Source organism: Carnobacterium sp. CP1 (assembly GCF_001483965.1).
In the GTDB taxonomy this organism is placed as follows: Bacteria; Bacillota; Bacilli; order Lactobacillales; family Carnobacteriaceae; genus Carnobacterium_A; species Carnobacterium_A antarcticum.
In genome coordinates this window covers 272,736-289,072 of record NZ_CP010796.1, presented here as the reverse complement: position 1 = coordinate 289,072, position 16,337 = coordinate 272,736, and the positions used below count along the sequence as shown (strand labels likewise).

Below are 16,337 nucleotides of genomic sequence, written 5' to 3'. Positions count from 1 at the left end.
TCCTCCTTCGTCACTCTACTGTTTCAAGTGACTGTGACAATTTCATTTTATTAGTCATTTAAGACGCGAACACCTTGTACGTAAACATTTACTGCATTAGCAGATATACCAAGCATTGATTCCAAATTATACTTTACTTTTTCTTGGACGTTACGGCTTACTTCAGATATTTTTGTTCCATAACTTACGATAATATAGACATCCACTGCCACACCGTTGTCTTCTTGACGAACAACTACGCCTCGTGAATAATTTTCTTTTTTAAGTATATCATTTAAATTATCACGAATTTGGTTCTTGCTTGCCATTCCAACAATTCCAAAGATTTCAGTTGCGGCTCCTCCAACAACTGTCGCAATAACTTCATTTGAAATATCGATTATGCCAAATTGTGTTTTTATTTTAACTGCCATGGTAAAAAATCCTCCTTTTGGCTAGCCAGCCATGAATTACTACTCCATATTTTATCATAGCCAAGAGAATAAGAAAAGGTTAATGACGAAATCTCACGCGTTCTCTCATGCTTTCATTAGTTTTCTCCTCACTAGGCGACTGCTTTTGAGCATTAATTTGTATTTATGTGAAAACAAGAAGAAATCCCACTTTTGAGTTCAAGGTTTCCAATTGAGCAGCTCTTCTTCAGATAAACTTAGAAGTTCATTTTGCATGATCATTTTTATCCTGTCGTGTTTTTATTGATCTGCTGTCAAGTAAAATTCCTTGAAAGAAAAACGTTGCATATCTCCTCTAATTATGATAAATTAATTGAGTATGAGTATGAGTGTATAGATTGAAGCCTTGCTTCGAGATATCGGCAAAGGAGGAAAGAATAATGGCTAAAGTATGTGTCGTAACAGGACGTAAAGCTAAAAGTGGTAATAACCGCTCTCACGCTTTAAACAAAACAAAACGTACATGGGGTGCTAACTTACAAAAAGTTCGCATTTTAGTTGATGGAACACCTAAAAGAGTTTGGGTTTCTACTCGCGCTCTTAAATCTGGTAAAGTTGAACGCGTTTAATTTCATGAAAAAGTAGCCTGCCAATCGCAATTGGCAGGCTACTTTTTTGTTTTTTTAATCTTTGCTTTGAATAACGGCTACTATACCTGTTTTAAATGAAAAACGAGTCGTATCTGACAAAAATTCATTACTTGCTAAAGAAGTAGGACATGCGAAATCAACTTCATTTAGAGGATATTTTGCATCAACTAAAGTTAATTTTTTGACAGGAGTCAGACAAATAAAAGCTACGTATTTTTTGTCTTGCTCTTTTTTTATTTCGTAATTTCCTGGAGAAAAGTAAGCAAGGCTGTTTTTGCTGTCTATCAAATGTATTTTCGAAAGATAAGGTTTGAGATCAGGCTGAAAAACAAGCCAAAGATTATTTAAAAAATGATCCATTCTCCCCCCAGTTGCTCCGTAGATGCTTACTTTTGTCGGATTGAATTCACTAAAAGCTATCTTCACAGCAATTTCTGTATCGGTCGCATCTTTTTCAGCTTGAAAGGTACGCACATCGCGCACTTTCTGTTTCACTAATCCTAATTCTTCTTTCGTAATCGAATCAAAATCACCCAAGGCAATCGCGGGTTGAATACCTAAAGCCAATAGTCTGACCGCTCCGCGATCGACACCGATCCAAATGAGCTCTTCATTGATTAAACTGCTAATGTCAGGAATGAATGCTTCAGGTCCTCCTACCATAATAGCTATGTGTGTCATTTTAACGGATCGCATCCTTTAAAGCAGCCAATCGTTCATTCGGATGATCGGCGTCATAAATATAAGAGCCTGCCACAAAAACATCTGCCCCTGCGCCTTTGCACAATTCAGCTGTCTCAGGCACAATTCCACCATCCACTTCAATTTCGTATTGATAATCATTTGCTTTTTTTAATTCATTCAAATCGGTGATTTTCTTCACCGTTTCCTTGATGAAACTCTGTCCTCCGAAGCCTGGATTCACAGTCATCACCAATACCATTTGCACTTCACTTAAAACAGGAATAATAGCGTCAACGGACGTTCCCGGGTTGATCACGACACCTGCTTTAACGCCATTGGCTTTAATCAATTGAATAGCCCGATGAATATGGGGAGTGCTTTCAACATGGACAGTAATAATATCTGCCCCTGCTTTTGCAAAAGCCTCAATGTAATTTTCTGGGTTTTCAACCATTAAGTGGCAATCCAGCGGCAGTTTAGTAATGGGCCGAATAGCAGCCACAATATTCGGGCCGAAGGTTAAATTAGGAACAAAACGGCCGTCCATAACGTCTACGTGGATATAATCTGCTCCTCCTGCTTCGACTAATTGGATATCTCTTTCTAAGTTAGCAAAATCGGCACTCAAAATCGATGGTGAAATTTTCATAAATTGATTCCTCACTTCTCTTTTTTTGTGTATCTTGGTTTTCTATCTTCGATCTCTTCAAGAAATTGTAAGTAATGTTGGTAACGATAAGCTTGAATTTGACCTTCTGCTACCTCTTTTTGAACTTGGCAACCAGGTTCTTTGCGGTGCATGCATCCTCTAAAACGACAACGATCTTGTACGTCAACAAATTCCGGAAATAATTCTGGCAACTCAGCTGCTTCGATTTCCAAAAAATCAATTGAACTGAATCCTGGAGTATCTGCTACAAGTCCGCCATATAAAGGGATCAATTCAACATGTCGCGTTGTGTGTTTGCCGCGTCCAAGAGCAGACGAGATCTCTGCCGTTTCTAAATTTAATTCGGGTGCAATTTCGTTTAAAAGTGTTGATTTCCCTGCTCCGGATTGTCCCATAAAAACGGTCAAATGATTAGGAAAATAAGCTGTCAACACTTCTTTTGCTTGTTCATTCCCCATAACTTCTGGGAGAACAACAGGATATCCGATAGCCTCATACTGTTCTTTTAATGCCACCACTTCTTGAAGCTGTTGTTCGTCTAGTAAATCAATTTTAGTCAGATAAATCACTGCTTCGATTGCTTTGTCTTCTAACGTCACCAAAAATCGGTCCAGTAAATTGGTTGAGAAGTCTGGTTCTATTGCTGACATGACAACGACACCTAAATCAACATTGGCTACAGTTGGGCGGACCAATTCATTTTTTCGCGGCAACAGTTCTTTCAAGATGCCTTCCTCTTTATTGCCGCTTTCAAATTCAACATAATCTCCCACCATGGGTGTTAACTTGCGTTTCCTAAAATTTCCCCTACCACGTGTTTGATAAGTCTCACCTTCAAAGTAAACATAATAAAAACCACTTAAAGCTTTTCTGATTTGTCCTTTTGGCACGCTGCTCCTCCTCATACTGCTTTCATTTCTACTCTACTGAATCATGAAAGAGATTGCAATAGTTCTATTTCTTTATTTTAGCATCAAAAAACCCGAAAGACTAGTTTGCATGTCTTTCGGGTTTTAAAAAATATTATGGAGATCTCATCACCCTTTAAGGTGCGACATCTGTTTTTTCTTCAATTGCTTCTCCATCACGGATGATTCGATAACTGCCTTTACTGCCTTCTTTTAAAACAAAAGGCAAATCAAGTTCAGTATCTTCAGTAATTTCGAATTGTTGGTATACCGTCTCTAATTTATGTTCTTCGTCTTCAATATAAATAGTGATTTCATTTGGCAGGAGTTGTTCTTCACTACTGCTTTCACTTGCACTATCTTCTGTGCTCTCTGATGATGAAGCCACCGGCTCTTCTACTTTTTTGTATGGTATTTTAACCGTCTTTGTAAAAGTATTTAGCGGTATTTCTTCTGGCCCTTGTGAAACCACCACCGAAATACTAGCTCCGCTATACAGTACTTCTCCAGCTGCCGGCTCTTGTGAAATAACCTGACCTTTTGTTACATCATCTGAATATTCACTAGTAATCGTCACATTTAGATTTTTTTCATTAGCATAATCTTGAACACCTTTTTCAGAGTATCCAGACAAATCTCTTATTTCAAATCCAGCTTCGCCCGTACTAACAGTGAAAGTCACGGTCGTTTCACTAGGTACAACCTCTTGATCTTTATAAATATCCTGTGAGATAATCAGCCCTTCATCAACCGTATCGCTGCTTTCATCGACGCGGTTGATAACAAATTTCTGCTCCCTTAGCTCTGCGCGGACTTCCTCATAGGGTTTTCCGGTGTAATCCAAAAAAGTTATGGTTTCTTTACCTGAGCTGACCAATAAGTCTACAGAAGAATGTTCCTTGATGCTGGAACCATTCTTAGGATTCGTTTGAATTACCAAACCTTCTTCGATCTCATCATCCGCTTCTTCAATAACTTTCCCTAAAACCAATTCATTGGCTGCTAATACTTTGGTAGCCTCTTCTTCTGTCATTCCTGACAAATCAGGCACTGAAATGTCTTTAGGAGCCGTTAATGCAATTGCGAAAAATGTGCCTAGCCCCAAAATAAGCAAACCAAGCAGTACCAGCCATAGTACTTTTCGTTTTTTCTTTTTAGGTTTTTGGTCTTTATTCGTTTGATTTGTTGTGTTTTCTTTTCCCGCTGCTTCTTCTCCATCTGGTTTTGGGCTCGTTACCGGAACGGTGACCGGCTTAATAGGTTCTATCACCTTTGTTTGTTCTATCATGCTTGCTGGAACAAATTTTGGTTCATTGATTCTCTGAGCTGATAAAGAAGTTGCCAAGTCTGCTGCCATTTCATGGACAGAAGGATAGCGATCTGCGGTTTCTTTAGCAGTCGCTTTTAACACAACATTTTCTAACGCTTGAGGAATGCGATGGTCATAGTCTTTTACAGATGGCACGGTTTCTTGAAAGTGTTTCAACGCAATTGAAACTGCTGATTCTCCATCAAATGGCACATTTCCTGTTAACAGTTCATAAAGAATAATGCCCAACGAATAAATATCAGATTGATTTGTTGCCATCCCACCACGGGCTTGTTCGGGCGAAAGGTAGTGAACCGAGCCTAAAAGAGAATTCGTTTGTGTAATGGACGTTTGTGATAAAGCGACTGCAATCCCAAAATCAGTAATCTTCACAACACCTGTCTCGTCGATCAAAATATTTTGCGGTTTTAAATCCCGATGAATGATTCGATTATGATGGGCATCCGCAACTGCTGAAAGCACTTGACTCATAATATCAATGACTTTTTGATAAGGAATGGGAAAATAGTTGTGTATGTATTTTTTTAAATCCATTCCTTTTACATACTCCATTACAATATATTGATTATGGTTTTCTTCGCCAATGTCATAAACACTGACAATATTTGGATGAACCAATTCAGTTGCTGCTAAAGCTTCACGTTTGAAACGGCGTATGGTATCTTGATCTTCTCGGAAATCATAGCGCAATACCTTGACGGCTACATCCCGGTCAAGGATCAAATCATGTGCTAAGTAAACATGAGCCATCCCACCGCCACCAACAGTACCGATAATTTTATACCGACCATTTAATTTCTTGCCAATTTCCATCACTATTCTCCCTCCTTTCTCTCAGTAAAGTCAGTCAGCATGACCGTTATGTTGTCATAACCTCCGCGGGCATTTGCAAGAGAGACCAAACTTGTCACTTTCTCTTCAAGAGACATATGGCTATCGCTTAATATTTCTGCAATTTCTTGATCTTCTACCATATTGGTTAAACCGTCCGAACACAGCAACAGTTGATCTCCTTCAAGTGCCGATACCACCATTAGATCAGCATTCACTTCTTTAGAAACCCCTAATGAACGTGTTAATACATTTTTTTGAGGATGATTTAAAGCACCTTCAGTAGAAATTTCACCACTTTTCAACAATTCATTAACCAATGAATGATCTTCCGTAAGCTGCTTCAATCGGCCAGCCATGTATTGGTATGCGCGGCTGTCTCCGATGTTTGCTACCACGAACTGGTTATCAATAAATGCCGCAGCTACAAGCGTCGTTCCCATACCTTCTAAATCAGGAAATTGATTTGACTTTTCTACGATTCGTTCATTTTCTCTTTTAATACGATCCTGTATCCACTGACTTACTGCTTCTATTGTATTTGTTTCGGTCTTTTCCCAAGCATGTCCTAAATGAGAAACAGCCATTTCGCTTGCTACGTCTCCGGCTTTATGGCCGCCCATGCCATCGCATAAAACAGCCAAAGTAATTCCTTGTTGATTCACAAAGTAACCAGCAAAATCCTGATTATTTTTTCTTCGTTTTCCAACGTCACTACGAAAAACAATGTGCATTTTTTCACCTCGCCCATTTTTCAAAAAATAAAATTTCTTATTTGCTTTTTTTCTTTAAACAACTAATGAAAAAACCATCGGTTCCAAAATCTTGTGGATAGATTTGAAGTAAATCATCTTTGATGTTTGCAGATAGATTTTCTTCTACAGCAACGGACACTTTTTCAAAATTAGGATGGTTCTTTAAAAATGCCTCTACTGTTCCTTGGTTTTCTTCAGCAGTGATCGTACATGTACTATAAACCAGCAAGCCATCTACTTTTAGTTTCGGCGCTACATTTGTCAAGATGGCTAATTGGATTTTTTGCAATTGCAGCAAATCTTTTGGTTGTTTGGTATATTTGATGTCCGGCTTTCTTCTCATTAAACCGAGACCTGAGCATGGTGCATCCACTAGAATACGATCAAAAACTTCATCTTCAAATACTTCGTCTACTTTTCTAGCATCAAGTGTTCTGCCTTCAACCACTTTATCGACGTGTAATCTTTTAGCATTATCTTGAATCAGCTTTACTTTATGAGCATGTAAGTCAAGAGCAGTCACTTTACCACCAGCTTCAGCTGATAAATAGGACGCGATGTGAGTCGTCTTTCCTCCAGGAGCTGCACAAGCGTCAAGTACTTGATGATGAGACTCAATTTGCATTGACGGAGCCACTAACATGGAAGACTCGTCTTGGATCGTTAATTGTCCTGATTGAAATAGCGGTGAAGAAGCAAAATGACCTCCATTGCTAATAATACCCACAGGCGAAACCTTGCTTGGTCTGACATCAAATCCTTCTTCTTGCATGGCTTCTAATGCTTCAGCAACCGTTAGAAAGGGCACATTTACACGAGCACTTGAATGGCTCGGAATTAAAAGAGCTTCTCCTAGTTTTTTTGTTTCTTTGAAACCTATTTCTTCTACAAATTTTTCAATGAGCCATTTCGGCATGCTTACTTCAACACTCAAACGTTCAATTGGGTCTTGAATGGCTGAAATGCTCTTAAAACCTTTTCTTTCAGCGTTTCGTAAAACTCCATTGATAAATTTACTAACTCCAATATGGCTTTTTTTCTTGGCTACTTCCACCGCTTCAAACAAAATAGCATGTGCCGGAATTTTATCTAAATAAATCATTTGATAAATAGATAAACGCAATAAATTGCGAACCCAACTATCGATTTTTTTATCTTTGCTTAAAAATGCTGATAAGTAATAGTCTAATGTTAATTTACGCTGCAAAACTCCGTAAACCAATTCTGTTAACAAGCGAGCATCGGCTGGGCTTAAGTTGTTTTTTTGAATCGCTTCATTCAATAGCAAATTCGAATAAGACTGATTCTCATCTGTTTTTTCTAAAATAGACATGGCTAAATAACGACTTGTTTTTTTAGTATTGCGTTTTTGAGGATTTTGATTAGTTTCCATTGTCGCCTACCATTTCTCCAACTCTTAATTGGCTTCCTACTCCGCTTAAAAAAGCTGTAGTGGTCATTTTACTTTTTCCAGCCGGCTGAAGTTCATTTACTTGCACAACTGTTCGTTCTCCGCATGCAACCATAAAGCGTTCTTTTTCGATTTGTATGATCGTTCCCGGTTCTTTATCGGTATCATCGTCCAAGGGTGTAACATCCCAAACCTTTAAGCGATTGCCATTTAAAGATGTATAGGCTCCTGGCCAAGGACGCATACCGCGTACTTGCCAATCAATTTCTTTAGCTGATTTACTCCAATCGATCAGCTCTTCTTCGGCTTTGATATTTGGCGAATATGTTACTTTTTCTTCATCTTGCTTTACTGGTGTAACTTTTCCTGCTATTAAGTCTGGTAATGTGTCGATCAACAAGTCTCTGCCTAAACGACTTAAGCGTTCAAAAAGCGTTCCTACATCATCTTTTTCTGTGATTTCTAACGAGCGTTGGCTTAAGATATCCCCGGCATCCATTTTCTTTTCCATATACATAATCGTGACGCCTGTTTCTTTCTCGCCTTTGATCAAAGAATAATGAACCGGAGCTCCGCCGCGATATTTAGGCAGCAGAGATGCATGCACATTGATAGCACCCAGTCGTGGAGCAGATAATAATTTTTGCGGTAAAAATTGCCCAAAAGCAGCGGTTACGATTAAATCAGGTTGCAGCTCGATCACTTTCGCCATTTCTTCAGACCCAGAAATTTTTTCAGGCTGCAACACTAAAATCTGATGCTGGAGTGCTGCTTCTTTCACTGGTGTCGGTGTCATAACTTTTTTTCTGCCTACAGGCCGGTCAGGTTGCGTTACTACCGCAGCAATATCGTACCCCTTATCAATCAAAGCCTCTAAAATAGGCACAGAAAAAGCAGGTGTTCCCATAAAAACGATTTTTGTCATTCGCCATTCTCCTCCATATACGTTTCTAACTCTTCAGGCTGGATTTTTTGAATAATTTTATCCGTAAACAATTTCCCATCTAAATGTTCTAATTCATGCTGAAAAACGCGTGCGAGATAATCTTCCGCTTCAACCTCATACGCTTCGCCCTCACGATCAAAATAACGGATCACAATGTTATCTGCTCGTTCAACTGTTCCGTAAATTTCAGGAAAACTTAAACATCCTTCTACATCGACATTTTTTCCAGATGCTGTAATAATTTCTGGATTGATCATTTCGAATAAACCCGTTTCTTCATCGACTTCTACTAAAGCAATCCTCAATGAACGGTTCACTTGGGGCGCCGCAATGCCGATGCCATCGCTTGCTACCATCGTTTCGTACATATCATCCATTAATTGAAGAATTTCATCAGTAATTTCGACTACTTCTCTTGCAGCCTTTGTTAATATTGGCTCAGGATATTTTACAATAGGCAATACTGCCATGGTTTAGCCTTCTTTCTTCCTCTTATTAAATAAAATGCATCGGCTCAGAATCAATTGCAATCTGTAATCCCTTAGTCATTTCTTTTTGTGATTGATTCAATAATTCTTGTAATTTAGTAAATAAAACTGGTTCATTTTTATATTTTATAATGGTTTGATAATAATACCGATTGTTTACTCGCGCAACAGCTTTAGGTGTCGGTCCTAAAACAATTGTTTCAGGTTTTAAATCTGGCTTAATAAATTGAATGATTTCTTGCATTTTTTTAGCTGCTTTTAACTCTTCTTCATGACTCGTTGTAATCAGAATAGTAAAGTAATACGGCGGATAATTTCCCCGGTGCCTCAAACGCATTTCCATTTGATAAAAAGTATCGTAATCGTGTTGTTGAGCCAACTGAATAGCATAGTGTTCAGGATTAAACGTTTGTACGATCACTTCGCCGGTCAATTCAGCTCGTCCTGCTCGGCCGCTTACTTGAGTCAACAGTTGAAAAGTGCGTTCACTAGCTCTAAAATCCGGCAAGCCTAGACTGGTGTCTGCATTCAAAACACCTACCAAGGTAATATTAGGAAAATCTAGACCTTTAGCAATCATCTGCGTCCCTAATAAAATATCCGCTTCGCCATTGCCAAAAGCAGATAAAAGGCGTTCGTGGGCGCCTTTTTTTCTAGTCGTGTCAACATCCATCCGAATGACCTTCGCTGTTGGCAGAACCTTAGCTAACTCTTCTTCAATTTTTTGGGTTCCAGTACCATAATAACGAATTTTGTGGCTTTTGCAACTAGGACAGGTACGAGGGATGTTTTCTTCATGACCACAATAATGGCATTTCATCGTCTTAGTGTCCATATGAAGCGTCAATGAAATGTCACAGTTCGGACAAGGCAGTACAAAACCACAGTCGCGGCACATGACAAAAGAAGAATACCCGCGCCGGTTAAGCAAAAGCACGATTTGCTCTTTTTTAGCTATCCGATCTTTTATTTTTTCTTGCAGCAGCAATGAAAAACTACTGCGATTCCCTTCTTTTACCTCTTCACGCATATCAATGATTTCCACTTCAGGCAGTTCTCGCTGATTCACACGTTCTGGCAATTCCAATAGTGTGTACACCTTCTTTTGAGCACGTGCTCGTGATTCTAAAGAAGGCGTGGCACTTCCAAGGATAACCGGACAATGATGATAGTTTGCTCGCCAAATGGCAACATTTCTTGCATGATAACGCGGATTTTCATCTTGTTTATAGGTGCCTTCATGCTCTTCGTCAATAATGATGACGCCGATATTCTCAACCGGTGCAAAAATGGAAGAGCGTGCTCCGACTACGACTTTTGCTTCGCCTTTTTCAATTTTGCGCCACTCGTCATATTTTTCTCCAACAGATAAACCACTATGCAAAACAGCTACCGCTTCGCCAAAACGTCCTTTAAAAGAATTGACCATTTGAGGTGTCAACGCTATTTCTGGAACTAACATCAAAGCAGACTGTCCCTTTTTCAGAGTTTCAGCAATGGTCTGTAGGTAAATTTCAGTTTTTCCACTGCCCGTTATTCCTTTTAGCAGAAAAACTTCAGATTCTTTGTTTTCCACAGCTTGTAAAATGGGCTCTAATGCCTGTTGTTGGGAATGATTGAGTGTGAATGCTGAAGTTTTTTTAAACTCTTGATCTTTAAATGGGTCTCGGTAAATTTCTTCTTCAAAAAAAGATAACCATTTTTTCTTTTGTCCCTCACGTAATATTGTTGACGAAAGAGAGGTCGTTTTAGTTATTTCCTCCACACTGATGGAGTGGTCATTTAAAGATTGAAGCAACTCTAATAGTAACCGTTGTTTAGGCGCTCTTTTACCCAAGCCTATTTTTTCATCTTCTAGCTGCTCGAATGACAAGTCGGCTTGGACCATTCGTCTCTTTTTAGTTTTTGCTTGATTCCTGACAGTATAGACCACTTCTACAGCTTCTTTTTTCTTTAGTTCCAATAAAGCAGGCAATAGGTCACGTTCAACGGCTTCATCCCATGATAACTCATTTCGTCCTTTAAAAAGTTCAAAATAGAGCTCTTCAGGAATATCATCTACCACTCGTATTTTCTTTTCATATTTAGCACGCAAAACAGCCGGAAGCATGGTTTGATAACAGGTTATTTGAAACGAAAAGGTCTTTTCAGCCATTTCCCTTCCCAGTATCAACATCTCTTCGTTGAGAACGGAAGTTAGATCCATTAGCCCTGAAATGGCTTTTAAACTTCCGGTGTAATCAGTTGATTGAGTAATCTCCACAACAAAACCTTGAACTTTTCTAGCTCCTTGGCCAAAAGGGACTTCCACTCGCATACCTGGCTGAATTTGATCATTGAATTCAGCTGGAATGGAATAGCTGTAAGGTTTGTTTGTCTGCATCGTCGGTACATCTACGATAACTTTTGCAATTGAAACCACTCTATCTCACACCCTTATTTTTTCATTTGATTGATGGCCACCCTTAATATCTCTGTTGCTATTTCTTGTTTACTACGAACAGAAAGCTCAATAGGATCTTCATCAGCCATAAAAATAGATACTTCATTCGTATCTTTATTAAATCCAGCATGTGGCTTGGATACATCATTAGCTACGATCATATCAGCTTTTTTTTGTTTTAATTTCCCTCTTGCGTATTTTTCAAGGTTATTCGTTTCAGCAGCGAACCCAATTAAAAATTGGTGCTGTTTTTGTTTGCCCAATTCAGCTAAAATATCTGTTGTTTTATCTAATGTAAGCGTCATTGTCGCTTCATTTTTCTTGATTTTTTCTACTGCTTGATTGCTGGGACGGTAGTCAGAGACTGCTGCTGCCATCACTACGATGTCTGCTTGCTCGTAAGCTTGCATAACAGCTTCTTGCATCTCTTTAGCCGAATCTACTTGAACGAATGCTACACCAAAAGGCTGTACTAACTGACGGCTAGCAGAGATCAGCGTGACTGTCGCTCCCAAATCTCTGGCAGCTATGGCTAGACTATATCCCATTTTCCCAGAAGAATCATTCGTGATGTAACGTACCGGATCGATCCGTTCTTTTGTTCCCCCTGCTGTTACAACAACCTGTTTATTTTTTAGCGGCAAGTTGTTCAGTTGCGTTCGTAAAAAACCTTTAACTGTTTCAACAATGTTCACCGCCTCTGGAAAACGGCCTTTTCCTTCATAACCTTCTGCTAAAAATCCTGTATCTGGTTCCATCACAAAACGTCCATCCGCTTCCAGTTGTTGAAGATTACGAACGGTTGCCGGATTTTCCAGCATATGTGAGTTCATGGTAGGCACAACAAAAACAGGTGCTGTCGTAGCCATCAAAGCTGTAGATACAAAATCGTCGGCTATTCCGTTAGCTAATTTAGCCAGCGTATTCGCAGTTGCAGGAGCTACAACGGCAATATCTGTCCAATCCGCTAAATGGATATGACTGACTTGGTCTCCTTCGCGTTCATCAAAAGTATCTGTGTACACATGGTGTTTGCTTAGAATTTGAAAGGTCAACGGTGAAACAAATTCTCTGGCCGATGCAGTCATTGCTACCTTGACATTTGCGCCTTGTTTAATGAATTGTCTTGCTAAATCAGCAGCTTTATATACAGCGATTCCTCCTGAAACATACAGGGCTACGTTTTTATTTTCCAACAATCTTAAAACCTCCTATTTCGCTCTCAAATCTCAGATAATCTCTTACTCCATTTTACTAAAAAAGAACACCTTTGTCTTGCTATCCTTAGAATTATCTCGATTTCCTTACTTGCGGATGTAAAAAGACATTAAAACAAAAGTGCTTCAAAACAGGTAGATCCCTATTTTGCAGCACTTGCCATTTATCTTTTTAAAAGTTTGTTGCATATTTCTTATTCTTTCGCCCCAACTGTTGCAGGGTCAATAACTAAATCCCCAGCATCAATTTCTTCTAAAGCACGACCGACATTCTTGTGTGATTCGTATTCATCTAACATCGGCATCGCTTTGTTTTCTAACTCATGCGCCCGTTTACTGGCTAAAATCACCAAAGAATATTTTGAATCAATTTTTTCTAATAAACTATCAATAGATGGAAGTAACATCATAATGTTTACAGCTCCTTAATCATTTTTTTATAACGATGAATCACACGCGAAACTTTTAAGTGTTCGCATTCGATAATATTTCTTATTTTGCTGACAGCATTCTCAACCCGATCATTTTCAACAGCATAATCGTAATGCTGCATCAAATTAATCTCTTCAATGGCTTTTTCCATACGTCTTTCAATCACAGCCATGGCATCTGTTCCTCGCCCAATGATACGTGTTTTTAATTCTTTAAGTCCTGGAGGAGTCAAGAAAATAAAAATTCCTTCAGGCATCTTTTCACGTACCTGTAAAGCACCTTGAACTTCGATCTCTAAAAAAACATCTCTGCCACTTGCTAGTGTCTGGTCGACATAAGCCAAAGGCGTACCATAGTAGTTCCCTACATACTCAGCATATTCCAATAAACCGCCGCTTGCAATTAGTTCTTCAAACTCTTCTTTCGTTCTGAAAAAATAATCTACGCCATCAATTTCACCTTCGCGTTGCTTTCTAGTGGTCATTGAAATAGAATATTCAAAGTCATTATTCGGTTGTTCAAAAATTGCTTTTCTCACTGTTCCTTTACCTACACCTGAAGGCCCAGAAAGAACAATTAAAAGTCCGCGTTCTGCCATATTCAAATCCTTCCTATCTAAAAAAAGTTTCTGTTATTATTTCTTTTGTGTAAAATCTTTGGGCATTAATTTAAAGTTGCTAAAAAGGATTTGAGTGTTTCCATTTCTTCATTGGTAAGCGTCAGGCCTTTGCCCATTTTTTCATGGTTTGGAGCCCAATCCCGAATATCAAATTTAGGCGGGTTGCCATTCCAACTTACTAGATTTAATTCTTTACGCCATCCTTTTGCATTTTCAGAAAGCACTGCAATTTCTTCCATAATTTCGTAAGTAAATTTTTGAGCCACTTCATTCACCTCTCATTGATTAAGCTAATTTAATTTAGGCTATGCAAAATACCTGATAATGAGAACTCACCCTTAAGTGTACCATAAAATCCAGTTGTTCTGTAACTTTTATTTAAAATTTCCGTTTTTTATCTGATCCATACAAATGGCCATCATGAAAACATGAGGTTTTTGTTTAATCAAATAGTGAACTTTCCAATTATGCCATTCAATCGGTTGATTTTTTTCAATCAAATTTAAAAAATACAGCAGCATTTTTTTATTAGAAAGAAACGGAATTCTTTCTAAGTAACGAGCAATCCATTCTTCTACTGAATAAATAACGTCAACAGTAAACAATTCATCAACTTCATTGATCGTAGTTGCTTTGACTAATTCTTCGTATTTTTCAAGAATCGCTGTTTCAAATAAAGAAAAGCTATACACTTTTGTCGGATCAATCTGAAATAACTTCCCAATCAGTTCATGTACTGCATAGGTCAGCTCTTTTTTTCCAATTCGCCCTCGCCAATATTTTTCTAAAACCTTTAAATTTTTTTGCTGTTGTTCGGTTTCATTTAAGAAGCCAGCCGCAAACCGTCTATTTTTATTCATCAAAAATTTAGCTAACGCCAAATAAAATTTTTCGTAATGCTTTTTAAAACTATCTTTTTCAAAAGTATACCAACTGCCTTCATAAAATTCAAAGTGCTTCATCGTTTCATAATAACCCAGAGCAATGTTGATATCCGCACGATTGCCATCGAATAACAATAAGTTTCCCAATGGCCATTTACTGCCTAGATCATGAATCGGTACATCAGTAATCGGCCTACTCCTTTTCAACGAGATTGGTCCTGTAATGTCAACGCTGATTACTGCTGTCGGTTTTTTTTCGAGCGCCATCTCAACGGGCAAATTATTGTAGTACCCTCCATCAATATAAGACTTTTCACCAATTTTAGTGATTTGCATTGCTGGATAGAATGAAGCACTTCCCAGCAAATAAAGACTCAATTCGCCAAACGGTATACTAGGTAAGAAAAACTCTACGCGTTTCATCGAAGGATATTCTGTCAGAGTCAAACCAAATTCAATGGCGCTCTTTCTGATGCGTTTTTCATCTGCCAGATAAGTGTCGATCAGCTCTTTTAAAGGAGTGGTATTAAATCCTCTTTTTTTTAAGGCCGACACAACAAAACCTCGCATTGTTCGGCGGTAACTTTTAAAGCTGTTGATTTCGATCGGTTTAGATAAAGCCAAGACATGGTTGGTTTCCATTTTACGCCACATCTGTTCGCCTAAATCGTACTCATCTTGAAGAAATAAAGCTCCATTTAAAGCCCCTACAGAAGTTCCAGTAATCAGGTGAATTTCAATACAAAGCTCTTTCAATGCTTTCCAAACACCTATTTGATAAGAACCTCTCGCTCCTCCGCCGCCTAATACAAGTGCTACTTTTTTTGACCGTTTTATTTGTTTAAGAAGTTCTGTCTCCATCTGCATCATCTCCTTAAACTCAGTATACACGGCTCTTGTTTTTAGTGGTACCAATGACAACGAAAAAACGAACAAAATCATCACTGATTTTGTTCGTTTTTTTAAGGTTCTGTCATTTTTGGTGTTAGTAAGTGAAATGACTGTATTTCACCATAAAAATCACCATCGTGATTTGCCAAAAAGCCTTTTTAACCCATATCTTTTACTTTCATCAATCGGGTGATATTAGCTCTTTCGTTTTCATCTAATTTCATTTGAATAAAATAAATCGTTTCTTCATACCTTGGAATCGTCATATACTCTAATGCATTTACTCTGCGACGAGTTTTTTCGATTTCATCTGCCATTAGTTGACAAGTTTTTTCGATTTCTGAAAGTTCCAATAACTGAGCCATGACTGCTGACATTTTTTCAATTGACGTGTCTAATTCACTATTGGAATTTAAGTAGCCATAACGTAATTCGTTAGTATCTTGACTCTCATCATACTTAAAATTCATGACCGGTACGGAAACACTCATAATATTTTTTTCGTATATCTCTAGTTCTACTGCACGAGGTGGAATCGCTACTAGCTCTTCAATAAAATTTTCGTTTAACAATGCTTTAGCCATCACAAAAGATTGCATCGCACTAGTTAATTTGCCTTCCACTTCTGCACGTAACTCATTGTTTTTCCGGATAAGCGTAATGAATTGACGCATCAGCTCGTCTTGTTTGTCTTTCAACAATTTATGACCGCGAGTTGCAGTACTCAGCTGCTGCTTTAAAATGGTCAATTCCATTCTAGTTGGGTTCACATTTAATTTTGCCATT

Annotated in this window: 17 protein-coding genes; 1 reads left to right on the top strand and 16 read right to left on the bottom strand. The window is 38.4% G+C overall.

The features are described 5' to 3' along the window. Nucleotides 1-50 precede the first annotated feature (50 nt). Complete coding sequence (locus NY10_RS01540) at nucleotides 51-413, bottom strand: Asp23/Gls24 family envelope stress response protein (RefSeq protein WP_058918336.1); 363 nt, start codon at nucleotides 411-413, stop codon at nucleotides 51-53. 419 nt (nucleotides 414-832) lie between these two features. On the opposite strand from NY10_RS01540, the gene rpmB reads away from it, so the two are divergent. Beyond that, nucleotides 833-1,021: a 50S ribosomal protein L28 gene (gene rpmB, locus NY10_RS01535; RefSeq protein WP_058918335.1), complete on the top strand. Its 189-nt coding sequence runs from the start codon at nucleotides 833-835 to the stop codon at nucleotides 1,019-1,021. Nucleotides 1,022-1,075: 54 nt separating this feature from the next. On the opposite strand, the gene NY10_RS01530 is transcribed toward rpmB, so the two are convergent. From NY10_RS01530 to NY10_RS01460, 15 genes are all read right to left on the bottom strand, one after another. Then, on the bottom strand, nucleotides 1,076-1,723 hold the full coding sequence (locus NY10_RS01530) for a thiamine diphosphokinase (RefSeq protein WP_058918334.1): 648 nt from the start codon (nucleotides 1,721-1,723) through the stop codon (nucleotides 1,076-1,078). A gap of 1 nt (nucleotide 1,724) precedes the next feature. After that, a complete protein-coding gene (rpe, locus tag NY10_RS01525) occupies nucleotides 1,725-2,375 on the bottom strand; it encodes a ribulose-phosphate 3-epimerase (protein ID WP_058918333.1) in 651 nt (216 codons plus the stop codon). An 11-nt stretch (nucleotides 2,376-2,386) separates the two neighbouring features. Continuing rightward, nucleotides 2,387-3,286, bottom strand: coding sequence for a ribosome small subunit-dependent GTPase A (gene rsgA / locus NY10_RS01520; protein ID WP_082664150.1), 900 nt, complete (start codon nucleotides 3,284-3,286; stop codon nucleotides 2,387-2,389). Between the two features lie 154 nt (nucleotides 3,287-3,440). Further along, the gene (gene pknB / locus NY10_RS01515) at nucleotides 3,441-5,447 is read right to left on the bottom strand and encodes a Stk1 family PASTA domain-containing Ser/Thr kinase (protein ID WP_058918331.1); all 2,007 of its coding nucleotides are present in this window, start codon (nucleotides 5,445-5,447) and stop codon (nucleotides 3,441-3,443) included. A gap of 2 nt (nucleotides 5,448-5,449) precedes the next feature. After that, nucleotides 5,450-6,199 (bottom strand): Stp1/IreP family PP2C-type Ser/Thr phosphatase, encoded by a 750-nt coding sequence (locus tag NY10_RS01510; RefSeq protein WP_058920193.1) that lies wholly within the window; start codon nucleotides 6,197-6,199, stop codon nucleotides 5,450-5,452. A gap of 37 nt (nucleotides 6,200-6,236) precedes the next feature. Further along, the gene (gene rsmB, locus NY10_RS01505) at nucleotides 6,237-7,613 is read right to left on the bottom strand and encodes a 16S rRNA (cytosine(967)-C(5))-methyltransferase RsmB (protein ID WP_058918330.1); all 1,377 of its coding nucleotides are present in this window, start codon (nucleotides 7,611-7,613) and stop codon (nucleotides 6,237-6,239) included. Further along, on the bottom strand, nucleotides 7,603-8,556 hold the full coding sequence (gene fmt / locus NY10_RS01500; protein ID WP_058918329.1) for a methionyl-tRNA formyltransferase: 954 nt from the start codon (nucleotides 8,554-8,556) through the stop codon (nucleotides 7,603-7,605). The genes rsmB and fmt overlap by 11 nt, the downstream gene beginning before the upstream one ends. Further along, complete coding sequence (gene def, locus NY10_RS01495; RefSeq protein ID WP_058918328.1) at nucleotides 8,553-9,047, bottom strand: peptide deformylase; 495 nt, start codon at nucleotides 9,045-9,047, stop codon at nucleotides 8,553-8,555. Before def ends, fmt begins: the two co-directional genes overlap by 4 nt. 25 nt (nucleotides 9,048-9,072) lie before the next feature. Next, nucleotides 9,073-11,487 (bottom strand): primosomal protein N', encoded by a 2,415-nt coding sequence (priA, locus tag NY10_RS01490; RefSeq protein WP_082664149.1) that lies wholly within the window; start codon nucleotides 11,485-11,487, stop codon nucleotides 9,073-9,075. A gap of 14 nt (nucleotides 11,488-11,501) precedes the next feature. Beyond that, nucleotides 11,502-12,707, bottom strand: a complete 1,206-nt coding sequence (gene coaBC / locus NY10_RS01485) for a bifunctional phosphopantothenoylcysteine decarboxylase/phosphopantothenate--cysteine ligase CoaBC (protein ID WP_058918327.1) — start codon at nucleotides 12,705-12,707, stop codon at nucleotides 11,502-11,504. A gap of 212 nt (nucleotides 12,708-12,919) precedes the next feature. Further along, nucleotides 12,920-13,135, bottom strand: a complete 216-nt coding sequence (rpoZ, locus tag NY10_RS01480) for a DNA-directed RNA polymerase subunit omega (protein ID WP_058918326.1) — start codon at nucleotides 13,133-13,135, stop codon at nucleotides 12,920-12,922. 5 nt (nucleotides 13,136-13,140) lie between these two features. Further along, entirely contained in the window at nucleotides 13,141-13,755 is a 615-nt protein-coding gene (gmk, locus tag NY10_RS01475) for a guanylate kinase (RefSeq protein WP_058918325.1), read from the bottom strand. 65 nt (nucleotides 13,756-13,820) lie between these two features. After that, entirely contained in the window at nucleotides 13,821-14,042 is a 222-nt protein-coding gene (locus tag NY10_RS01470; protein WP_058918324.1) for a YdbC family protein, read from the bottom strand. A 108-nt stretch (nucleotides 14,043-14,150) separates the two neighbouring features. Then, on the bottom strand, nucleotides 14,151-15,521 hold the full coding sequence (locus NY10_RS01465) for a patatin-like phospholipase family protein (protein WP_058918323.1): 1,371 nt from the start codon (nucleotides 15,519-15,521) through the stop codon (nucleotides 14,151-14,153). Between the two features lie 188 nt (nucleotides 15,522-15,709). Next, the gene (locus NY10_RS01460) at nucleotides 15,710-16,336 is read right to left on the bottom strand and encodes a V-type ATP synthase subunit D (protein WP_058918322.1); all 627 of its coding nucleotides are present in this window, start codon (nucleotides 16,334-16,336) and stop codon (nucleotides 15,710-15,712) included. Nucleotide 16,337: the final 1 nt, after the last annotated feature.